16 protein-coding genes are annotated in these 20,258 nt (G+C 64.3%); 7 read left to right on the top strand and 9 right to left on the bottom strand.

Annotated elements, in window-relative coordinates:
* Nucleotides 1-11: 11 nt before the first annotated feature.
* Both ACB039_RS07165 and ACB039_RS07160 read right to left on the bottom strand, forming a co-directional pair.
* Complete coding sequence (locus ACB039_RS07165; RefSeq protein ID WP_371165387.1) at nt 12-860, bottom strand: TauD/TfdA dioxygenase family protein; 849 nt, start codon at nt 858-860, stop codon at nt 12-14.
* A 74-nt stretch (nt 861-934) separates the two neighbouring features.
* Nucleotides 935-1,915, bottom strand: a complete 981-nt coding sequence (locus tag ACB039_RS07160; RefSeq protein ID WP_182788548.1) for a quinone oxidoreductase — start codon at nt 1,913-1,915, stop codon at nt 935-937.
* A gap of 369 nt (nt 1,916-2,284) precedes the next feature.
* Between ACB039_RS07160 and prpB the strand changes: the two genes are divergently transcribed.
* The 4 genes from prpB (at nt 2,285) to prpF (ending at nt 8,298) form a co-directional block, all read left to right on the top strand.
* Nucleotides 2,285-3,184, top strand: coding sequence for a methylisocitrate lyase (gene prpB / locus ACB039_RS07155; protein WP_042648405.1), 900 nt, complete (start codon nt 2,285-2,287; stop codon nt 3,182-3,184).
* Between the two features lie 64 nt (nt 3,185-3,248).
* On the top strand, nt 3,249-4,406 hold the full coding sequence (prpC, locus tag ACB039_RS07150; protein WP_042648406.1) for a 2-methylcitrate synthase: 1,158 nt from the start codon (nt 3,249-3,251) through the stop codon (nt 4,404-4,406).
* Entirely contained in the window at nt 4,406-7,030 is a 2,625-nt protein-coding gene (acnD, locus tag ACB039_RS07145; protein WP_371165386.1) for a Fe/S-dependent 2-methylisocitrate dehydratase AcnD, read from the top strand. The genes prpC and acnD overlap by 1 nt, the downstream gene beginning before the upstream one ends.
* 65 nt (nt 7,031-7,095) lie before the next feature.
* Nucleotides 7,096-8,298 (top strand): 2-methylaconitate cis-trans isomerase PrpF, encoded by a 1,203-nt coding sequence (gene prpF, locus ACB039_RS07140; protein ID WP_005329468.1) that lies wholly within the window; start codon nt 7,096-7,098, stop codon nt 8,296-8,298.
* A gap of 66 nt (nt 8,299-8,364) precedes the next feature.
* On the opposite strand, the gene ACB039_RS07135 is transcribed toward prpF, so the two are convergent.
* Nucleotides 8,365-8,676 (bottom strand): DUF6719 family protein, encoded by a 312-nt coding sequence (locus ACB039_RS07135; RefSeq protein ID WP_139751579.1) that lies wholly within the window; start codon nt 8,674-8,676, stop codon nt 8,365-8,367.
* Nucleotides 8,677-9,023: 347 nt separating this feature from the next.
* Between ACB039_RS07135 and ACB039_RS07130 the strand changes: the two genes are divergently transcribed.
* From ACB039_RS07130 to ACB039_RS07120, 3 genes are all read left to right on the top strand, one after another.
* Nucleotides 9,024-9,680, top strand: a complete 657-nt coding sequence (locus ACB039_RS07130) for a Bax inhibitor-1/YccA family protein (protein ID WP_005329464.1) — start codon at nt 9,024-9,026, stop codon at nt 9,678-9,680.
* A gap of 268 nt (nt 9,681-9,948) precedes the next feature.
* Complete coding sequence (gene yccS, locus ACB039_RS07125) at nt 9,949-12,084, top strand: YccS family putative transporter (protein WP_041205973.1); 2,136 nt, start codon at nt 9,949-9,951, stop codon at nt 12,082-12,084.
* 154 nt (nt 12,085-12,238) lie between these two features.
* Nucleotides 12,239-12,595, top strand: coding sequence for a TusE/DsrC/DsvC family sulfur relay protein (locus tag ACB039_RS07120; RefSeq protein ID WP_139751578.1), 357 nt, complete (start codon nt 12,239-12,241; stop codon nt 12,593-12,595).
* Nucleotides 12,596-12,693: 98 nt separating this feature from the next.
* Here ACB039_RS07120 and dedD read toward each other — a convergent pair whose 3' ends face one another.
* The 6 genes from dedD to ACB039_RS07090 form a co-directional block, all read right to left on the bottom strand.
* Nucleotides 12,694-13,485 carry a cell division protein DedD gene (dedD, locus tag ACB039_RS07115; protein WP_371165385.1) on the bottom strand — a complete coding sequence of 264 codons (792 nt, stop codon included), beginning with the start codon at nt 13,483-13,485 and terminating at the stop codon, nt 12,694-12,696.
* Nucleotides 13,486-13,551: 66 nt separating this feature from the next.
* Nucleotides 13,552-14,811 (bottom strand): bifunctional tetrahydrofolate synthase/dihydrofolate synthase, encoded by a 1,260-nt coding sequence (gene folC / locus ACB039_RS07110; protein WP_371165384.1) that lies wholly within the window; start codon nt 14,809-14,811, stop codon nt 13,552-13,554.
* A 2-nt stretch (nt 14,812-14,813) separates the two neighbouring features.
* Nucleotides 14,814-15,677, bottom strand: coding sequence for an acetyl-CoA carboxylase, carboxyltransferase subunit beta (gene accD / locus ACB039_RS07105; protein ID WP_005329453.1), 864 nt, complete (start codon nt 15,675-15,677; stop codon nt 14,814-14,816).
* A 118-nt stretch (nt 15,678-15,795) separates the two neighbouring features.
* On the bottom strand, nt 15,796-16,605 hold the full coding sequence (truA, locus tag ACB039_RS07100; protein ID WP_042648411.1) for a tRNA pseudouridine(38-40) synthase TruA: 810 nt from the start codon (nt 16,603-16,605) through the stop codon (nt 15,796-15,798).
* Nucleotides 16,606-16,765: 160 nt separating this feature from the next.
* Nucleotides 16,766-18,853 (bottom strand): FimV/HubP family polar landmark protein, encoded by a 2,088-nt coding sequence (locus ACB039_RS07095; RefSeq protein ID WP_371165383.1) that lies wholly within the window; start codon nt 18,851-18,853, stop codon nt 16,766-16,768.
* Between the two features lie 315 nt (nt 18,854-19,168).
* Nucleotides 19,169-20,185, bottom strand: coding sequence for an aspartate-semialdehyde dehydrogenase (locus tag ACB039_RS07090; protein ID WP_371165382.1), 1,017 nt, complete (start codon nt 20,183-20,185; stop codon nt 19,169-19,171).
* Nucleotides 20,186-20,258: the final 73 nt, after the last annotated feature.

Raw genomic sequence — 20,258 nt, 5'->3', positions numbered from 1 at the left:
GAGCCTGTCTATCAGAAGGGGGTGTCACCCATGATCCCGGCCCGCTCCATCTTGCGATGGCTGGGGGGGTAGTCCATGGCGGCATAATGCTGGGTGCTGCGGTTGTCCCAGATGGCCACGCTGCCCGGCTGCCAGCGCCAGCGCACCTGATATTCCGGGATATAGGCCTGACTGATGAGGTAACGCAGCAGATCGCTGCCTCCCATGCTGTAGTCCTGGCCGACCCGCACGTGGGCCGGCGTGTGGTAGTTGGTGAAATGGGTCGCGAAGGCGTTGACGAACAGGATCTTCTCGTCCGTCTCCGGGTGGGTGCGCACCACGGGGTGCTCCGCATCCGGAAACTGCGCCTTCAAGGCGAGCCGCTTCGGGGGGGGCATGGCCGCCCCGAAGCTCGCCTCTATGCTGTGACGGGCACGCAGACCAGCGATCTTCTGCTTGATCTCGTCAGGCAGCTGCTCGTAGGCCACCACCATGTTGGCCCAGAGGGTGTCGCCCCCCACGGGTGGGCACTCCACGCAGCGCAGCACGCATCCCATGGGGGGTTGGGCACGCCAGGTGGCATCGGTGTGCCAGGCGTTCTCGTAGCGATCACTCGGCACATCCGGCGACTTGTAGATACGCACCAGGCCGGGGTGATCTGGATCGCTGCCCGCCACCGGGTGATCCTCCAGCTCGCCGAAGCGGCGGGCGAAGGCCACGTGATCGGCCCGGCTGATCTCCTGCTGACGCAAAAACAGCACTCTGTGCCTGAGCAGGAGGGTGTGGAGCTCGGCGAACAGCCCTTCATCATGAACGGCGTCCGCCAGGCGCACGCCGCTCAGTTCGGCGCCGATATGGCAGGTCAGTTGTTCTACACGCATGTCTCTCTCCCTGAATGACAAGTCGGTGCGCTCAGGCGCCGCCCTTGAGTGCGGGCTGGCCTGAGATCCGTGGCCTAGATGATGAAGACGGAGGAGCCCGTGGTCTGGCGCGACTCCAGATCCCGGTGGGCCTGCGCCGCGTCCTGCAGCTCGTACTTCTGGTTGACCTCGATCTTGATCCGGCCGCTGGCCACGTGATCGAACAGCTCGCCGGCCAGCGCCTCCTTCTCGGCCGGGTCGGCGATGTAGTCCGCCAGGGCCGGACGGGTCAGATAGAGGGATCCCTTCATGGCCAGCAACTGGGGGTTGAAACCCTCGATGGGGCCGGAGGCGGTGCCGACGCAGACCATGAGGCCACGGCGCTTGAGGGAATCGAGCGACCCGATGAAGGTGCTCTTGCCGACGCTGTCAAACACCACGTCGACTCCGGCGCCGCCGGTCAGGGCACGCACCCGGGTCGCCACGTCTTCCCGGCTGTAGTCGATGGTGAAGTCGCAGCCATGGGCCCGGGCCACGTCGGCCTTGGCGTCGCTCGAGACGGTGCCGATCACCGTCAGCCCCAGCAGCTTGGCCCACTGGGCGACGATGAGGCCGACCCCGCCCGCCGCGGCGTGCAGCAAGATGCTGTCACCGGGCTTGAAGGCGTGGATGCGGCGCATCAGGTAGGCGGAGGTGAGGCCGCGCATGGTCATGGCGGCGGCGGTCTCGCAGGAGATGCTGTCTGGCAGGCGGATGAGCGGCGCGGCCGGGATCAGGCGCTGGGTGGCATAGGCGCCAAGGGTATTGATGAAGCCGGTGTAGGTGACGCGATCCCCGACGGCGACGTTGGTCACCCCCTCGCCCAGCGCTTCCACGACACCGGCCGCCTCGACGCCGAGGCCGTTTGGCATGGGGATGGGGTAGGTGCCGTTGCGAAAATAGGTGTCGGCATAGTTCAGACCGACCGCCGCGTGGCGCAGGCGCACCTGGCCCGGCCCGGGCTCGCCAACACTGACCTCTTCATAACGCAGGACCTCGGGCCCCCCGGTTTCATAAAAGCGAATGGCGTTGGCCATGGCTGTTCTCCAGATTCATTCATGGGTGAAAACATCGTCCAGAGTGAATCTAGGGGTTTACGTAAACGTCCGCTTTGCATCGGGCGACAGCCACTTTTCATCTCATGACACCCCCCTTCGAATTCGTTGCCCCCCCTCGTGGAAGACGACAGAATCGGCCCTGCTCCCCATGGCAGCGTCATGCCATTGACCCGGCGCACCTGGGGCATCAAGAGCTATCCAATTGAATGGCAAGTAGTTATCAAAAGAGGGGCCACCTGTACCCGCAGATTGACGGGCCTTGGACCTAAGCATAATTGACGTTAACGTCAACGTAGTGTGAGATGGTTCTATTCACAGCGAAACATGAGCAGCATGAAAGGAGTCACTATGTCTAACTTGTCCCCCTCGGCCGGGGCGCGTTTTCGCACCGCGCTGGCCAATGAGAAACCCCTGCAGATCGTTGGCACCATCAACGCCTATATGGCGCTGATGGCCGAACGCAGCGGCTTCAAGGCCCTCTACCTCTCCGGCGCCGGGGTGGCCAACGCCTCTTATGGCCTGCCGGATCTGGGCATGACCTCCATGAACGACGTGCTCATCGATGCCGAGCGCATCACCGCTGCCACCGAGATCCCCCTGCTGGTAGACATCGACACCGGCTGGGGCGGCGCCTTCAACATCGCCCGTACCGTCCGCGCCTTCGAGCGCGGTGGGGTGGCCGCCGTCCACATGGAGGATCAGGTGGCCCAGAAACGCTGTGGCCACAGGCCGAACAAGGCGGTGGTCTCCATCGCCGAGATGGTGGACAGGATCAAGGCGGCGGTGGATGCCCGCCGAGATGAACACTTCGTCATCATGGCCCGCACCGACGCCCTGGCGGTGGAAGGGCTGGGCTCGGCGCTGGAGCGCGCCGCCGCCTATGTGGAAGCAGGCGCCGACATGATCTTCGCCGAGGCGGTCACCGAACTGGGCCAGTACGACCGCTTCAAGCAGGCAGCCGGGGTGCCGATCCTCGCCAACATGACCGAGTTCGGCAAGACCGAGCTGTTTGACAAGGAAGCGCTCGCCGCCCACGGCGTCGACATGGTGCTCTACCCCCTGAGCGCCACCCGCGCCGCCAACCAGGCCGCCCTCAACGTCTATCAGCAGTTGCGCCGCGATGGCCACCAGCGCGCCGTGGTCGACACCATGCAGACCCGGGAGTCCCTCTACGACTTCCTCGGCTACCACCACTACGAGCAGACCCTGGACAGGCTGTTTACCCAGGACCTGTCTACCAAGGAATAACACGGCGACCGGCCGTCTCATGCTGGCGGCCGGCGCTTCAACGGACTGAATGAGGAAACATGTGATGAGCGCCATTCCCGAAACCACCGGCTTCAAGCCGAAGAAATCCGTCGCCCTCTCCGGCACCGCCGCCGGCAATACCGCCCTGTGTACCGTGGGCCTCTCCGGCAACGACCTGCACTACCGTGGCTACGACATCCTGGATGTGGCCACCAGCTGCGAATTTGAAGAGATCGCCCACCTGCTGGTGCACGGCCATTTGCCCAATGTGGCCGAGCTGGCCGCCTACAAGGCCAAGCTCAAGGCTCTGCGCGGCCTGCCCACCGGGGTCAGGACCGCCCTGGAGCAGCTGCCCCCCTCCGCCCACCCCATGGACGTGATGCGCACCGCCGTCTCGGTGCTGGGCTGCCTCTCGCCGGAGAAGGACGATCACAACCACCCGGGTGCCCGGGACATCGCCGACAAGCTGATGGCCTGCCTGGGGTCCGTGCTGCTCTACTGGTACCACTTCAGCCACAACGGCAAGCGCATCCATGTGGAGACCGACGACGACTCCATCGGCGGCCACTTCCTGCACCTGCTGCACGGCGAAAAGCCCCGTGACTCCTGGGTGCGCGCCATGCACACCTCCCTCATCCTCTATGCCGAGCACGAGTTCAACGCCTCCACCTTCACCGGCCGCGTCATCGCCGGCACCGGCTCCGACATGTTCTCCTGCATCACCGGCGCCATCGGTGCCCTGCGCGGGCCCAAACACGGCGGCGCCAACGAGGTGGCCTTCGAGATCCAGAAACGCTACGAGAATCCGGACGAGGCCGAGGCCGACATCCGTGCCCGCATCGAGAAGAAAGAGGTGGTCATCGGTTTCGGCCACCCGGTCTACACCGTCTCCGATCCCCGCAACAAGGTGATCAAGGAGGTGGCCCGCGCGCTCAGCCTGGAGCAGCACAACACCAAGATGTTCGACATCGCCGAGCGGCTGGAGTCCACCATGTGGGAGGCCAAGAAGATGTTCCCGAACCTCGACTGGTTCAGCGCCGTCAGCTACCACATGATGGGGGTGCCCACCGCCATGTTCACCCCGCTGTTCGTCATCGCCCGCACCTCCGGCTGGTCCGCTCACGTCATCGAGCAGCGCATCGACGGCAAGATCATCCGCCCGAGCGCCAACTACGTCGGCCCGGAAGACCTGGTGTTCGTGCCGCTCAAGGAGCGCAAGTGATGATCAACACTCAATACCGCAAGCCCCTGCCAGGCACGGTGCTTGACTACTTCGATGCCAGGGAGGCGGTGAACGCCATCACCCCCGGCGCCTGGGACAGGCTCTCCTACACCGCCCGCGTCCATGCCGAGAACCTGGTGCGTCGGTGCGATCCGGCCATCCTCGGCGAGTGCCTCGGCCAGATAGTCCATGGCAAGCGCGAGCGCGACTTCCCCTGGTTCCCGGCGCGCGTGGTGTGCCACGACATCCTGGGCCAGACCGCCCTGGTGGACTTGGCCGGGCTGCGTGACGCCATCGCCGATCAGGGGGGGGATCCCGCCCAGGTCAATCCCGTGGTGCCGGTGCAGCTCATCGTCGACCATTCCCTCGCCGTGGAGTGCGGCGGCTTCGACCCGCAGGCATTCGAGAAGAACCGCGCCATCGAGGATCGCCGCAACGAGGATCGCTTCCACTTCATCAACTGGACCAAGCAGGCGTTCAAGAACATCGAGGTGATCCCGCCAGGCAACGGCATCATGCACCAGATCAACCTGGAGAAGATGTCCCCTGTCATCCACGCCGATCGCGGCCTGGCCTATCCGGATACCTGCGTCGGCACCGACAGCCACACCCCCCACGTGGATGCCCTCGGCGTCATAGCCGTCGGGGTCGGTGGGTTAGAGGCCGAGAACGTGATGCTGGGCCGCGCCTCCTGGATGCGGCTGCCGGAGATCGTCGGTGTGGAGCTGACCGGCAAGCCGCAACCCGGCATCACCGCCACGGATCTGGTGCTGTCGCTCACCGAATTCCTGCGCCAGCAGAAGGTGGTCGGCGCCTACCTGGAGTTCCGTGGCGAGGGCGCCGCCGCCCTGACCCTCGGCGATCGCGCCACCATCTCCAACATGGCGCCGGAATATGGCGCCACCGCGGCCATGTTCTTCATCGACCAGCAGACCCTCGACTACCTCAAACTCACCGGTCGTGATGACGAGCAGGTCAGGCTGGTGGAGACCTACGCCAAGGAGGCCGGCCTCTGGGCCGATGCCCTGGTGGATGCCCAGTACGAGCGCGTGCTGCACTTCGACTTGTCGACCGTGGTACGTACCCTGGCCGGCCCCTCCAACCCCCATCGCCGCCTGCCGGTGGCCGAGCTGGCCACGCGCGGCATCGCGGTGGATCTGGACCGCGCCCGCGCCCAGGAGGCGGACGGCCTGCTGCCGGATGGCGCCGTCGTCATCGCCGCCATCACCAGTTGCACCAACACCAGCAACCCGCGCAACGTGATTGCCGCAGGCCTCTTGGCGCGCAACGCCAACAGGCTCGGCCTCACCCGTAAGCCCTGGGTCAAATCCTCCCTGGCCCCCGGCTCCAAGACAATCGCGCTTTACCTCAAAGAGGCGGGGCTGGACGACGAGCTTGCCGCACTCGGCTTCGGCGTGGTGGCCTTCGCCTGCACCACCTGCAACGGCATGTCCGGCGCCTTGGATCCTGCCATCCAGCAGGAGATCATCGATCGCGACCTTTACGCCACCGCCGTGCTGTCGGGCAACCGCAACTTCGACGGCCGCATCCACCCCTATGCCAAGCAGGCATTCCTCGCCTCCCCGCCGCTGGTGGTGGCCTACGCCATCGCCGGCACCATCCGCTTCGACATCGAGAAGGACGTGCTCGGGGTGGTGGACGGCAAGGACGTTCGCCTCAAAGACATCTGGCCGTCGGACGAAGAGATCGACGCCGTGGTCAAGTCCTCGGTGAAGCCGGCCCAGTTCCGTCAGGTCTACATTCCCATGTTCACCCTCGAGGAAGAGAACGGCCCCAAGGTGGCGCCCCTGTACGACTGGCGCCCCCAAAGCACCTATATCCGCCGCCCGCCCTATTGGGAGGGTGCCTTGGCGGGTGAGCGCACCCTCAAGGGGATGCGGCCGCTGGCGCTGCTGCCGGACAACATCACCACAGACCACCTCTCCCCCTCCAATGCCATACTGCGCAGCAGCGCGGCGGGTGAGTACCTGGCGAAGATGGGCCTGCCGGAGGAAGACTTCAACTCCTACGCCACCCACCGCGGCGATCACCTGACCGCCCAGCGCGCCACCTTCGCCAACCCCCAGCTGGTCAACGAGATGGCGGTGGTGAACGGCGCGGTGAAGAAGGGGTCGCTCGCCCGGGTCGAGCCGGAAGGCCGGGTGATGCGGATGTGGGAAGCCATCGAAACCTACATGGCGCGCAAGCAGCCGTTGATCATCGTCGCCGGCGCCGACTACGGTCAGGGCTCGTCCCGTGACTGGGCGGCCAAGGGGGTGCGGCTGGCCGGGGTGGAGGCCATCGCGGCGGAAGGTTTCGAGCGCATTCATCGCACCAACCTCATCGGCATGGGGGTGCTGCCGCTGGAGTTCAAGCCGGGCACCAGCCGCCTCACTCTTGGGCTGGACGGCACCGAGACCTACGATGTGGTGGGGGAGCGCCAGCCTCGCGCCGATCTCACCCTCGTTGTCCGCCGTCGCAGCGGCGAGGTGGTCGAGGTGCCCATGACCTGCCGCCTCGACACCGCCGAGGAGGTCTCGGTCTACGAGGCTGGCGGTGTGCTGCAACGCTTCGCCCAGGACTTCCTGGCGTCGACGGCGCAACAGGCGGCAAGCCAGGCCTAACGTCAAGACGGCAGCCCCCTGGCTGCCGTCTTCTATCCCGAACAAGCACGATCAGGACAACTTCTATGGCCCCACTCTCTTCGACTCACGCACCTCAAGTCAGAATCCCGGCCACCTATATTCGCGGCGGCACCAGCAAGGGCGTCTTCTTCCGCTTATCTGATCTGCCCGAGCGCTGCCAGGTGCCCGGCCCGGCCCGCGATGCGCTCTTCCTGCGGGTGATCGGCAGCCCCGACCCCTATTCGGCCCACATGGACGGCATGGGGGGCGCCACCTCCTCCACCAGCAAGTGCGTGATCCTCTCCAAGAGCAGCCAACCGGATCACGACGTGGACTATTTATACGGCCAGATAGCCATCGACAAGGCGTTCGTGGACTGGAGCGGCAACTGCGGCAACCTCTCCACCGCCGCGGGCGCCTTCGCCATCCACGCCGGGCTGGTGGATCCGGTCCGCATCCCCGACAACGGCACCTGCGTGGTGCGGATCTGGCAGGCCAACATTGGCAAGACCATCGTTGCCCATGTGCCGGTGACGAACCGTCAGGTTCAGGAGACAGGCGCGTTCGAGCTGGACGGGGTCACCTTCCCCGCCGCCGAAATCGTGCTGGAGTTTCTTGACCCCTCCGAGGATGGCGAGGACGGCGGCGCCCTCTTCCCCACCGGCAATCTGATCGATGAACTGGAGGTGCCGGGCATAGGCACATTAAAAGCCACCCTGATCAGCGCAGGTATCCCGACGGTGTTCGTCAACGCCGAAGATATTGGCTATGAAGGCACTGAGCTACGCGAGCAGATCAACGGCGACCCCGAGGCACTGGCCCGCTTCGAGCAGATCCGCATCGCCGGGGCCCTGCGCATGGGGCTAATCAAGACTGCAGAAGAGGCAGCGACCCGCCAGCACACGCCGAAAATTGCCTTCGTCGCGCCGGCGAAGGATTACCGCACCGCCAGCGGCAAGGAGGTGAAGGACGATGAGATCGATCTGCTGGTGCGGGCGCTCTCCATGGGCAAGCTGCATCACGCCATGATGGGCACCTGCGCCGTGGCCATCGGCGCCGCGGCGGCCATTCCCGGCACCCTCGTCAACCTGGCGGCCGGTGGCGGCGAGCGCGAGGCGGTGCGCTTCGGCCATCCCTCCGGCACCTTGCGGGTGGGGGCTGAGGCGCGGCAGATAGAGGGACAGTGGACGGTCACCAAGGCGGTGATGTCGCGCTCCGCCCGCATCCTGATGGAAGGCTGGGTGCGGGTGCCGGGGGATGCCTTCTAGCCCTTTCGCCACCGGCATGAAAGAGGCCCAAGCGATTGCCTGGGCCTCTTTGTGATGATGTTCACTTCAAGGAGTGATCTCCCCCTGGCCGCTGACGGGGCTGCTCCACCACTCATCCGCCTGTGGTTGCGGACGCGCCACGCACTCCACACGGCGCGGGATACTCTTCTTCGCATCGCCACCGATCAACCTCTTCACCTGGCCAGCCGGGCACTTGCCATCGTCCACATAGGCGACCTTCCCATAAGGGAGGATGCCCGGTGCAGGATCCTGACTCAGATAGGTGATGGGGGTCGGGGCAAGGACACTGCAACCCGACACCAGACCCACCAGCAACAGCGCCCCTGACAACACCACTCTCTTCCATATGACAACCATCTGCCACTCCCTGTCATGATCTGTTACATGCATCGGCACGCCTGCACCCATGCGCCCCTGACACCGGCAGTGTGCCAGCCATCCCCCCGGGCCGACAGCCATCCAGGGCGGCGCTGTGACGATTCCAGACACAGCAAGGACCGGCACAATCACAGGGCCCAGGCCTGGCTGACGGAGCACCTTCGCCCCCTTGTTCATGCGCAATACATCTTTGCTCTGGAATAGTAGGAGCCGACACAGTTGGGGGGCGCTTGAAATCAGCGCTCGTCATCCACACATTCAGTGCATACAATGCGTTAACGAAGCGGAATCTGCCGCCTCACCCCGGAAATCAAGAGGACATCAAGATGGATACCCGTTCTATCTACACTGGCACCCAGGGTGCCGTGCGCGACACCAACAAGGTGCTGCGCAATACCTATATGCTGCTCTCCCTCACTCTTGGCTTCTCTGCCGTGGTTGCCGGGGTCGCCACCGTCATGAACATGCCGCCCCTGCACTGGGCCATCTTCCTCATCGGTGTCTACGGACTGATGTTCCTGACCGAGAAGAACCGTGACAACGGCATGGGGCTGGTGTTCACCTTCGCCCTGACCGGCCTGATGGGCTACAGCCTGGGCCCCATCATCAACATGTACATGAACAATGGCGGCGGCGAGATAGTGATGACGGCCCTTGGCGGCACCGCGCTCACCTTCTTCGGTCTGTCGGCCTACGCCCTGACCACCAAGCGTGACCTCTCCTTCATCGGCGGCATGCTGTTCGTCGGTTTCTGGGTGCTGCTGGTGGCCATGGTCGCCAACATCTTCCTGCAGATGAGCGCCCTGAGCCTGGCCCTGTCCGCCATGTTCATGCTGTTCTCCTCCGGCGCCATCCTGCTGACCACCCAGCAGATAGTGCGCGGCGGCGAGACCAACTACATCTCCGCCACCGTGACCCTGTATGTCTCCATCTACAACATCTTCCTGAGTCTGCTGAGCCTGCTTGGCGGCAACCGCAACTAAGCGCTGTTTCTGATGAACAAAACCCCGCTACGGCGGGGTTTTTATTGTCCTCCTCCCCTGCTAGGGTGAAGGCGTCAGTACAAAACCGGTATGAAGAACCCGGCCCTGATTTGGATCAGGGCTCTTTCGTAGCCAACCGGCTATTCTCTCGCTTTCGATTCGCTCAAGGGTTGCATCTATCCCATGCCCATGGTTTCTGCCGATCTGCGGCACCGCTTACTGATTGCTCACGCTGCCGATGCCCCTGCACACAAGGACAGTGTTCCCCATGCCCATTGATCTCGCGGGCCTGCTGCGCCGCCTGCTGTCTGACAGCCATATCTACTTCGCCCTCAAGGTGCTGCTGGCCATCCTGGGGCTGCTCGCCTTCGCCCTGGCCACCGGCGACATCCAGCTCACCGTGCTGCTCTCCCTCGGGGTCGTGGCGGGCGCCATCGCCGAGACCGACGACAGCCTCTGGGGCCGGGTCAAGAACCTCGCCATGACGCTGGTCTGCTTCCTGTTCGCCTCCCTGTGCGTGCAGTACCTCTTCCCCACCCCCTGGCTGTTTGCCCTTGGGCTCGCGGGATCCACCTTCCTCTTCGTGATGGTGGGGGCGCTCGGGCAACGTTACGCCACCATCAGCTTCGGCTCCCTGCTCATCGCCATCTACACCATGCTGGGGGCCGCCAAGGCGCCGGATCTCTTCTACCAGCCGCTGGCGCTCGGCGCGGGCGCCCTCTGGTATGGCCTGGTGTCGCTGGTCTGGCTCTGGCTGCTGCCCTACAAGACGCTGCACGAGCAGCTCGCCCAGAGCTATTTCGCCCTCGGCCGCTACCTGCTGGAAAAATCCCGCTTCTTCCCGGCTGACGAGCACGGCGCCCAGGCCATTCGCCACAACCTGGCCCAGCTCAACATCAACCTGGTCAATGCCCTGAATCTGACCAAGACGGCGCTCAATGCCCGTCTCAGTACCCGCCATCAGGCGGCGCCCGAGCTCGCCGGCCTGCTGCGGCTCTACCTGCTGGCGCTGGAGATCCAGGAGCGGGCCACCTCCAGCCACTACCCCTACAGCAAGCTGGAAGCGGAGCTCAAGCAGGGCATCGTCCTCGACGGCTTCCAGGAGGTGTTCCTGCAGCTCTCGGAGGCGTGCCAGCGACTCGGTTACGCCATCCTGGTGCACAAGCCCTATGCCCATCACAAGCGCATCCACTGGACGCTGGAGGCCCTCGGCGATCAGCTGGAGTTCACCCATCTCAAGCAGCACTATCCCAAGACACTGCTGACGCCGATGAAGTTCCTGCGCCGCAACCTGGCCAGCATCAACGAGCTGCTGGCCAGCGCCGAGGAGCTGCAAAACCCCGCTGCCCCTCCTGCCAGCCTGCCGCCGCTCGCAAGGCCAGCCTCCTTGCCGCTGCTGACCCTGCTCAAGCAGCACCTGACCCCGAACTCCATGGTGTTTCGCCACGCCCTGCGACTGTCGCTGGGGCTGGTGGTGGGTTACGGCATACTGCAGGCCTTCAACCTGGACAAGGGCTACTGGATACTGCTGACGGTGCTGTTCGTCTGCCAGCCGAGCTACAGTGCCACCCGGCGCCGGCTGGTGCAGCGGATGCTCGGCACCTTCGCCGGCATCTTGATAGGCGTGCCCGTGCTCTGGCTCTTCCCCGAGCTGCACCTGCAACTGGGGATCATGGGGCTGGCCGCCTTCCTGTTCTTCACCCAGGTGCGCAGCAACTACAGCGCCGCCGTCTGCTTCATCACCCTCTACGTGCTGATGGCGTTCAACCTGCTGGACGGCATCGGCTTCGCCATCCTGGGGCCGCGCCTGCTCGATACCCTGCTCGGCTGCCTGCTCTCCTACGCCCTGGTGGCCTGGCTCTGGCCGGACTGGCAATACAAGCGGCTGCCGACCCTGATTGCCAACTCCCTCTCGGCCAACGCGCGCTATCTGTCGGCGGTACTCACCAGCCTGCACCGCCAGCGCGACGAGTCCCTCGACTACCGGGTGGCCCGCAAGTGTGCCCACCTGGCCGACAGCGAGCTGGCAATGGCCTGGCAGAGCATGCTGGTGGAGCCGAGCAAGCGCCGCCGCTTCCTCGATCTCTGCTTCACCCTCACCTGGCGCAACCACGCCCTGCTCTCCTACATCTCGGCGCTCGGGGCCCATCGGGACAGGCTGGAGCCCATCGAGGGCCTTGACGACATCAGCCGCCACATCAGCCATACCCTGGAGCGGGCCGCCGGCCATCTGGCGGGTGAGATACCGGCCCGACTCGAGGGACCATGCCCGGCCATCACCCCGGACAGCAGCGAGGAGCAGCTGATGCTGACGCAGCAGCTCACCCTCATCAGTCAACTGGCGGACGAGTTGCTGATGCTGGCCAACGACGGCCAGCTGCTCACCCGGCAAGGCAACGTCTGACGGGCGAAGAAAGCCACCAGTCCAGAGAACGCACACCGGGCGGGGCGACGGCCCTGCCCGGTGAATTATGCCCCCTGGCGCGTCTGCGCCGGTTGCTCGCCGAAGATCAAGGCGCTACCATGCCCGCCCAATCCCGACAGCCCGAGGAGCCTCCATGTCCGAGCACCCGTCCGAACACCATCAGCTGCATTTCAACGGCCAACTCATCGAGACCGATGCCAAAGGCTATCTGCGCCATAGCGAAGAGTGGAGCGAGGGGTTGGCGCTGGTATTGGCCGAGCAGGAGGGCATAGTGCTGGAGGAGCCGCACTGGGAAGTGGTGCGCTTCGTGCGGGCCTTCTATCTGGAGTTCAACACCTCCCCCGCCATCCGCGCCCTGGTCAAGGCGATGGAGAAACAGTACGGCCCGGAGAAGGGCAACAGCCGCTACCTCTACAAGCTGTTCCCCGAGGGGCCCGCCAAGCAGGCCACCAAGATCGCCGGCCTGCCCAAGCCGGTGAAGTGCATCTAAAGAGCTGCCCCGCGCCTCGCTGAGCGACCATCAATGGGAGCCAAAAAAATACCGCGCGAGGCGCGGTATTTTTGTGTTCGGCGTTCGTCAAACCTGCATCAGGGGTTGTAGGCCACCACGGAGCCGCTCAGCCCTGTCATCTGGCTTATCCTGCTCTGCATGCCCTGCAGCTTGGCCTTGGAGACATCCGGCCCGATAAAGACCCGGTTGATCTGCCCCTGCACCGGCGTTCTCGGCGAGGTCTGGGCCGAGTAGCCGGCCGCCCTCAGCTTGCCCACCAGGGCATTGACGCTGTCAGCATTCTTGAAGGCGCCGAGCTGCAGGATCCAGCTGCCCTGTGCCGGGGCTGCCGCCGCAGGTGCCGGCGTGACCGCCTGGGTCGTCATCTTGCTCGCGATGAGATCGTCCATAGACTTGATCTGGCCCGCCTGCGGCTTGCTCTCCACCGGCTTCTTCACCTCGACCGGCTTGGGCGGCACCGGCTTGGGCTTGGGTTGCTCCACCGGTTTCTTGGCCACTACCTCGGGCTTGGGCTTGGGCACGGGTTTGGGCTCAGGCTTGGCCGCAGTCTGGGTCGCTGGCTGTGCCTGGGCGGCAGCAGAGGCCTGATTGGCAGCCAGAGTCACCGTATCCCCGATCTCTTCCACCTGCCATTGGGTGGCGGCAGAGGCCTGCTGCTGGCTCGCCAGGTGATCAGCCGGCAGGGTACTGGCGGCAGAGACCTGCAAGGCGGGCTTGGCGGGCTCGAGCTCAGGGCGCAGCGGGATCTTGGCAAACGCCTCCTCCTTCTGCTCCAGCTTGTTGCCGTCCATCAGATCCGGCAGAAAGATGACAACCAGGGCGACCAGGATGACGGTCCCCACCAATCTATTTTGAAACTTCGAAGCCAAGTTAATTTCCACCCATGTTGCTTAGAACCTGCTGCTTTTTATGGACAACGATGATGGCCGGATTCATCAGGCCGGCTGCCCGGCCAGCACATCGGCGACAGTGTAAAACGAACCAAAGACGATAACCATATCATCAGGACTCGATGCGGCCATGGCGGCACCATAAGCCGCACTCACGCCGTCAAAGGTCGCCGCCGATCCCTGTCCGTCCCCGAGGGCAGCGGCAAGCTGCTCTGCAGTGGCGGCGCGCGGGCCGGTGAGGCTCGCCAGGAACCACTGGTCGATGAGGCCGTCGAGTTCGGCCAGCGACCCTGCCATGTCCTTGTCCTTGAGCATGCCGACCACGGCGCGGCGCTTGCCCTTGCAGGGGATCTGGCGCAGCTGGCTCGCCAGATAAGCCGCCGAATGGGGATTGTGGGCCACATCGACGATAACCAGGGGGTCGTTTTGCAACTGCTGCATCCGCCCCGCCAGCCGGGCATTGGCCAGCCCGTCACGGATGGCAGACTCAGGCAGTGGCAAGCCGAGGGATTCCAGCGCCGCCAGCACGGTGACCGCGTTCATCAGCGGCAGGGCCGGTTTGGGCAGCCCCAGCCAGTGGTTCAGGCCGTGGTAATCCCAGCCGGAATCCTGCTCATCGCCGTGGAAGTCGCGGCCGACCTGGCGCAGGCAGGCGCCGAGGCGCGCCGCTTCGCTGGCGATGGTGGTCGGCGGATTGGGCTCCCCGCTGATGGCGGGTTTGCCCGCCCGATACACCCCGGCCTTCTCCACCGCTACCGCTTCGCGGGTATCGCCGAGCCAGTCGCAGTGATCCAGCGCAATAGAGGTGATCATGGACACATCGGATTCCACCACATTGGTGGCATCCAGCCGACCGCCCAGCCCCACTTCCAGCAGCAGCACGTCGGGGGCGGCGCGACAGAAGAGCCACAGGCCCGCCAGGGTGGCGAACTCGAAGAAGGTCAGCGCTATCTCGCCGCGGGCCGCTTCCACCTCGGCAAAGGCGGCGCAGTGCTCGTTGTCAGAAAGCTCGGCCCCGTCGATGCGCACCCGTTCGGTAAAGCGCAGCAGGTGCGGCGAAGAGTAGACCCCCACCTTGTAACCTGCGGCCATCAGTATGCTGGCGGCCATGGCGCAGGAGGAGCCCTTGCCGTTGGTGCCCGCCACCGTGATCACCTTGAACGGCAACTGGGTAAGACCCATGCGCCGGGCAACGGCGCCGACCCGATCCAGACCCATGTCGATGTTGACCGGGTGGATCTGTTCCAAATAAGAAAGCCAGTCGACCAGCGACCGGCTTTGAGATTGTTGCATGTGCGAACTCATGTTCAGTCTTCGATGACCTGAGTGTTCATCAGTTTGGCCAGCAGGCCGGCCAGACGGTTGCGCATTTCGCGGCGGTCGATGATGAGATCGATGGCGCCCTTCTCCAGCAGAAACTCAGAGCGCTGGAAGCCTTCCGGCAGCTTCTCGCGCACTGTCTGCTCGATGACGCGGGGACCGGCGAAGCCGATCAGCGCCTTGGGCTCGCCCACGTTGATGTCACCCAGCATCGCCAGACTGGCGGAGACGCCCCCCATGGTGGGGTCGGTCAGCACGGAGATGAAGGGCAAACCCGCCTTGGTGAGCCTGTCGAGCGCCGCACTGGTCTTGGCCATCTGCATCAGGGAGAACAGCGCCTCCTGCATCCGCGCCCCACCGGAGGTGGAGAAGCAGACCAGGCCGCGACCTTCCTTGATGCTCTCCTCGACGGCGCGCACGAAGCGGGCACCGACCACGGAGGACATGGAGCCACCGATGAAGGAGAACTCGAATGAACAGGCGACGACCGGTACCCCCTTGAGGGTCCCCTTCATCACCACCAGCGCATCTTTTTCTCCCGTCTCTTTCTGAGCGGCAGACAAACGATCCTTGTAGCGCTTGGAATCCTTGAATTTCAAGATGTCCTGCGGCTCCAGCTCGGCACCGATCTCGGTGCGGCCCTGCTCGTCGAGGAAGCTCTCGAGGCGGGCGCGGGCGCTGATCCGCATATGATGATCACACTTGGGGCACACTTCGAGATTGCGCTCCAGTTCTGCCCGGTAGAGCACCTGTTCGCAAGCGGTACACTTGGTCCACACCCCTTCCGGAATGTTGTGACGACGCGGTGTAGTGATCTTGCTCTTGGGAAGGATCTTCTCAAGCCAGCTCATGGAATTCCTTAATGCTTTTGTGCCTGACAAAACGCATCGGGCCTTGATTGTTCAATGACTTACGGCTCGATGGCAATAAATGACGGATCATTAAACCACAAATTTTCGGGCCCAGTTACTAAAAACTGGTCGTACCCGGTGCCGAGTCCGGCAGCCACAGCGGGCCAAGCGGCAACTGCGGCAGGGCAAACTCTGCCGGGTAGTCCACGTCCACCAGATAAAGCCCCCCCGCCTTGGCGGTCGGCCCCGCCAGGTTACGATCCCTGGCCGCCAGCACCTCGGCTATCCACTCCACGGGTTTGAGTCCCTGCCCCACCAGCAGCAGGGAGCCGGTGATGTTGCGCACCATGTGGTGCAGGAAGGCGTTGGCCTTGATATCGAGCACTATGTAGGGGCCGGAGCGGCTGACGCACAGGTGGGTCACGTTGCGCCAGGGGGTGTTGGACTGGCAGGCGATGGCGCGGAAGGTGCTGAAGTCATGCTCACCCAGCAGGCTCTGGCCCGCCTGGTGCATCAGGTCGGCATCTATGGTCTCGTGATAGTGGCTGACGCCGCTGCCGAGGATGGCCGGGCGGAAGTTGTGGTTGTAGATGACATAACGGTAGCGACGGGCGGTGGCGCTGAAGCGGGCGTGGAAGCTCTCGTCCACCTCCTTGACCCAGCGCACGGCAATGTCCGGCGGCAGGTTGGAGTTGAGCCCCAGGGTCCAGGCGCCCTCGGCGCGGTTCGCCTCGGTATCGAAATGGATCACCTGACCGGTGGCGTGCACCCCGGCATCGGTACGACCGGCGCACTGGATGGAGACGGGGTGGTTGGCGATGCGGCTGAGGGCTTTTTCCAGTTCGGCCTGCACGCTGATCACTTCGCGCTGACGCTGCCAGCCGAAATACCGGCTGCCGTCGTATTCAATACCTAGGGCAATTCGCATGGATGAATCTTGTCTTGTGGGGAAAGGATGAAAGAAACGGGCCGGATTATACGCCCTTGGGCCCAAAAGTCCCAGACCGGGCAGGCATCCCGTGCCAGTGGCCAACATGAAAAAGGGCAGCCCGCGGGCTGCCCTCTGTGTTGATCACCGGCAAAGGGGATCACCCCAGGCGCCTGAGGAGCTTCTCGGCTTCGCTGCGCTGGTGCTCGCTGCCTTGGGCCGCCGCCTCTTGCAGCAGTTCGCGGGCACTCTCCTTGTCGTCGATCTCGAGGTAGGCGCGGGCCAGATCCAGCTTGGCCCCCACGCCGCCGTCATCGGCATCCACATCGAACCCGGTGGATTCCGGCAACACCTCGGGGAAGCCATCCAGCCCCACGTCCAGGGAGAAGCCCTGGTAGGGCTCCTGCTCCGAGCTGCTGGCGTTGGCCTCGGCCAGCAGCTTGTCTATCTCCACGTAGTCGTTCGCCTGCGCCTGCTCACGAGGCGTCAGATCGCCCTGATGGTGCTCCACCTCGGTGAAGGCATCCTCGAAGTCCGCCAGGGCCAGCTCGTTGGGATCCCAGGCCGGCGCCGCCGGCTTGGTGGGCTCCAGCCCGAGTTCAGCCAGCATGTCATCGATATCATCCTTGCCATAGGCGTCGTCGCCTCGGGCAGCGGTGTCGGTGGCAGGCTCCTGGAAGCCGGTCTCGAGATCGCTGAGATCAAAGTTGGCGAGTTCCGTATCCCGCTGGCTTCGGCTCTGCTCCTGCGCCAGGCTCAGATCGGCCTCGAGATCGGCGTCCAGCTCGGCAAACAGGGCCGCTTGCAGCTCCTCCTCGCTCATGATCTCGTCGCTGGCCCGGGCTCTGGCATCGGACTCGCCGGAGAGATCAAGCTCAGGGGCCGAAGGCAGATCAAAGTCTCCGTCGAGAGCCAGATCGAGCTCGGGCACCAGATCCGGATCGCGGTTGGCCGTCGTCACCGCAGGCTCCACATCGAAGGCGGACAGGGCCACCTCGTCATCGCTGAAGATGACGTCAGTGGAGGCATTTACCCCCTCCTGGCTGCCATTGCCAGCCGGCCCATTGAGATCCGCCATGGGGTGCATGGGTTCGTCATCGGCGATGCCGACCGTCATCAACTGGTCAAACTCGCTGCTCTCCTCCCCCATCACCATGGAGGTGGACTCGGACAGGCTCTTTTCCTGCTCTTCCAATTCGCGGCGGGCGCGGGCACGCAGCCAGAGCGTCACCAGCGCCAACACCAGCAGCACGGGCAGCAGGATGATCATGGCGAGGTTCAGCGGCGAGGCGAGCAGTTCCATTACCCAGTTCTGCTTGGGCTCGGGGGCCACCACGGGCGGTACCGGCTTGGCCTTGAGTTCTGCCACCTCTTTTTGCAGTGCAGTCTGATCCTGCAACTGGGCCTTGAGGGTCTCCACCTCTTCTGTCAGGGCTTGCAGGCGCAGCTTGAGCCTGTGGTTCATCTCGGTAACCTGACCGAGCTGGGCGTTGGCATCTTCCAGCGCCAGCGCCATCTCGGTGGAGGGTTTGCCCACCACGGTCGCGGCACTGATCGGCAAGGGGGCCGGGGCAGCGGTCGGCGCGGCGGTACTCGCCACCGGGACTGCTGCCTTGGCGATCGCCGTCACCTCGGTCGCCGCCTGGGGTGCACTCACCTTAGGGGCGGCCGTCGGAAGGGGGGCCGCCTTGGCCACGGCCTTGACCGGCGCGCTGGCGGCCGGCTTGGTCGCCACCGGATGGATCTGCTTCTCGGCCAGGTATTTGGGGCTCAGCCCCTTCCAGCTGGCGTTGTCGCTGTTGAAGCGGCGGCGGGCCTCGGCGTCCGTGATGCGGCCCGCCTCGGCGGCGCTTGGCAGCAGAATGCGGGATCCCACCAGGATGTGGTTGATGTTGCCGTCGGCAAAACTGCGGGGATTCTTGTCATAGATCGCCACCATGGTCTGGTAGACGGTCACCCGGTTGGAGGGGCGATGCTTGCTCGCCAGGCTCCAGAGGGTATCGGTAGAACGAACAGGGCCATAGCTGCCCGCCGCCGCGCTGGGCGCCTGACGCACTATGGGCTGAGCCCTGGCAACAGGCTGGGCCGGCGCCACGGGCTGGGCCTGAGGTTGAACGACAGGAGGCGCGGCACCGTCCGGGCCCTTGAGCTCGACAAAGAAAGGCTCTCGCCCCGCCTCGTCGGCATGAGCCGTGCCCAGAAGACCCAATGCGAGTAGCGTTGCCAGCGTTATGCGGGAATGTCCCATATTCGTTCCTTCGTATGATGGCCCTATCACATTGAAAAATCTGGATAGTTACCCCAAAACAATCGGCTCAATATAAATCAGCCGCCGGTCTCAAGCCAGCGATCCGACACATTTTGCGTCCGGCGTCTATCAGGCGCGAACCCGATCCACACCAGATGTGAGTCCCAGACGTGAACCCGAGTGTAGAAAAAAACCTAGTCCACTGATATCACGCGACATTCTTAAAACCGGAGAGTGCGCCCCCGGTCACATCCCGGAACCCTGGCTCACCTCCTCGGGCGGGGTTCCCTCCCCGCCACTGGCCGCAAAACGGCCTCAGAGGTAGTCGCGCACCAGCAGCTCGGCGATCTGCACGCTGTTGGTCGCCGCGCCCTTACGAACGTTATCGGCCACGATCCACATATTGATACCGCTCGGATGAGAAATATCCTGGCGTACCCGGCCGACCAGTACCTCGTCCTTGCCGGTGGCGTCGCGCACCGGGGTCGGGTAGTCGGCATCGTCGTCAAACAGGGTGACGCCGGGGGCATTGCGCAGCAGCTCCTTGACTTGCTCTGCGTCCAGCGGCTGGTGCAGCTCGACGTGGACCGCCTCGGCGTGACCGTAGAACACCGGCACGCGCACGCAAGTGGGGTTCACGGCGATGCTGGCATCCCCCAGGATCTTCTGGGTCTCCCACACCATCTTCATCTCTTCACGGGTGTAACCGTTGTCGGTGAAGCTGTCGATCTGCGGGATCAGGTTAAAGGCGATCTGCTGCGGATAGATAGTCGGCTCCACCGGACGGCCGTTGAGCAGATGGGCGGTCTGGCCGGCCAGTTCGCTCACCCCTTCCTTGCCAGAGCCGGAAACGGACTGGTAGGTCGCCACGTTGATGCGGGCTATGCCCACCTCGTCCTGCAGGGGCTTGAGGGCAACCAGCATCTGGATGGTGGAGCAGTTGGGGTTGGCGATGATGTTGCGGTTGCGAAAATCCGCCAGGGCCTCCGGGTTCACTTCCGGGATCACCAGGGGAATGTCTTCGTCATAACGGAAGCAGGAGGTGTTGTCGATGACGATGCAGCCCTGCTCGGCCGCGATGGGCGCCCACCTGGCCGAGACCTCGGCACCGGCGGAGAAGAGCGCGATCTGCACCTGGCTCCAGTCAAACTCCTCGACATCCTTGATCTCGATGTTCTTGCCGCCAAAGCGCACGGTATCGCCAGCGCTGCGGCTGGAGGCCAGGGGGTAGAGGGTGGCGACCGGGAAGGCGCGCTCCTCCAGGATCTCGATCATGGCCTGACCTACGGCGCCGCTCGCGCCCAGTACAGCTACGTTGAATTGTTGACTCACTGATGTTCTCTCCTGTGATATTGCCCGCCGATGAGGCCGACCGGGTCGGCATCAGGGGTGGCAGGCGTGATCT

It is taken from the genome of Aeromonas sp. S2(2024) (genome assembly GCF_041402505.1).
Lineage (GTDB): Bacteria > Pseudomonadota > Gammaproteobacteria > Enterobacterales > Aeromonadaceae > Aeromonas > Aeromonas media.
Note: the sequence above shows the minus strand (reverse complement) of the source record. Positions and strands in the feature narration are given on the sequence as shown.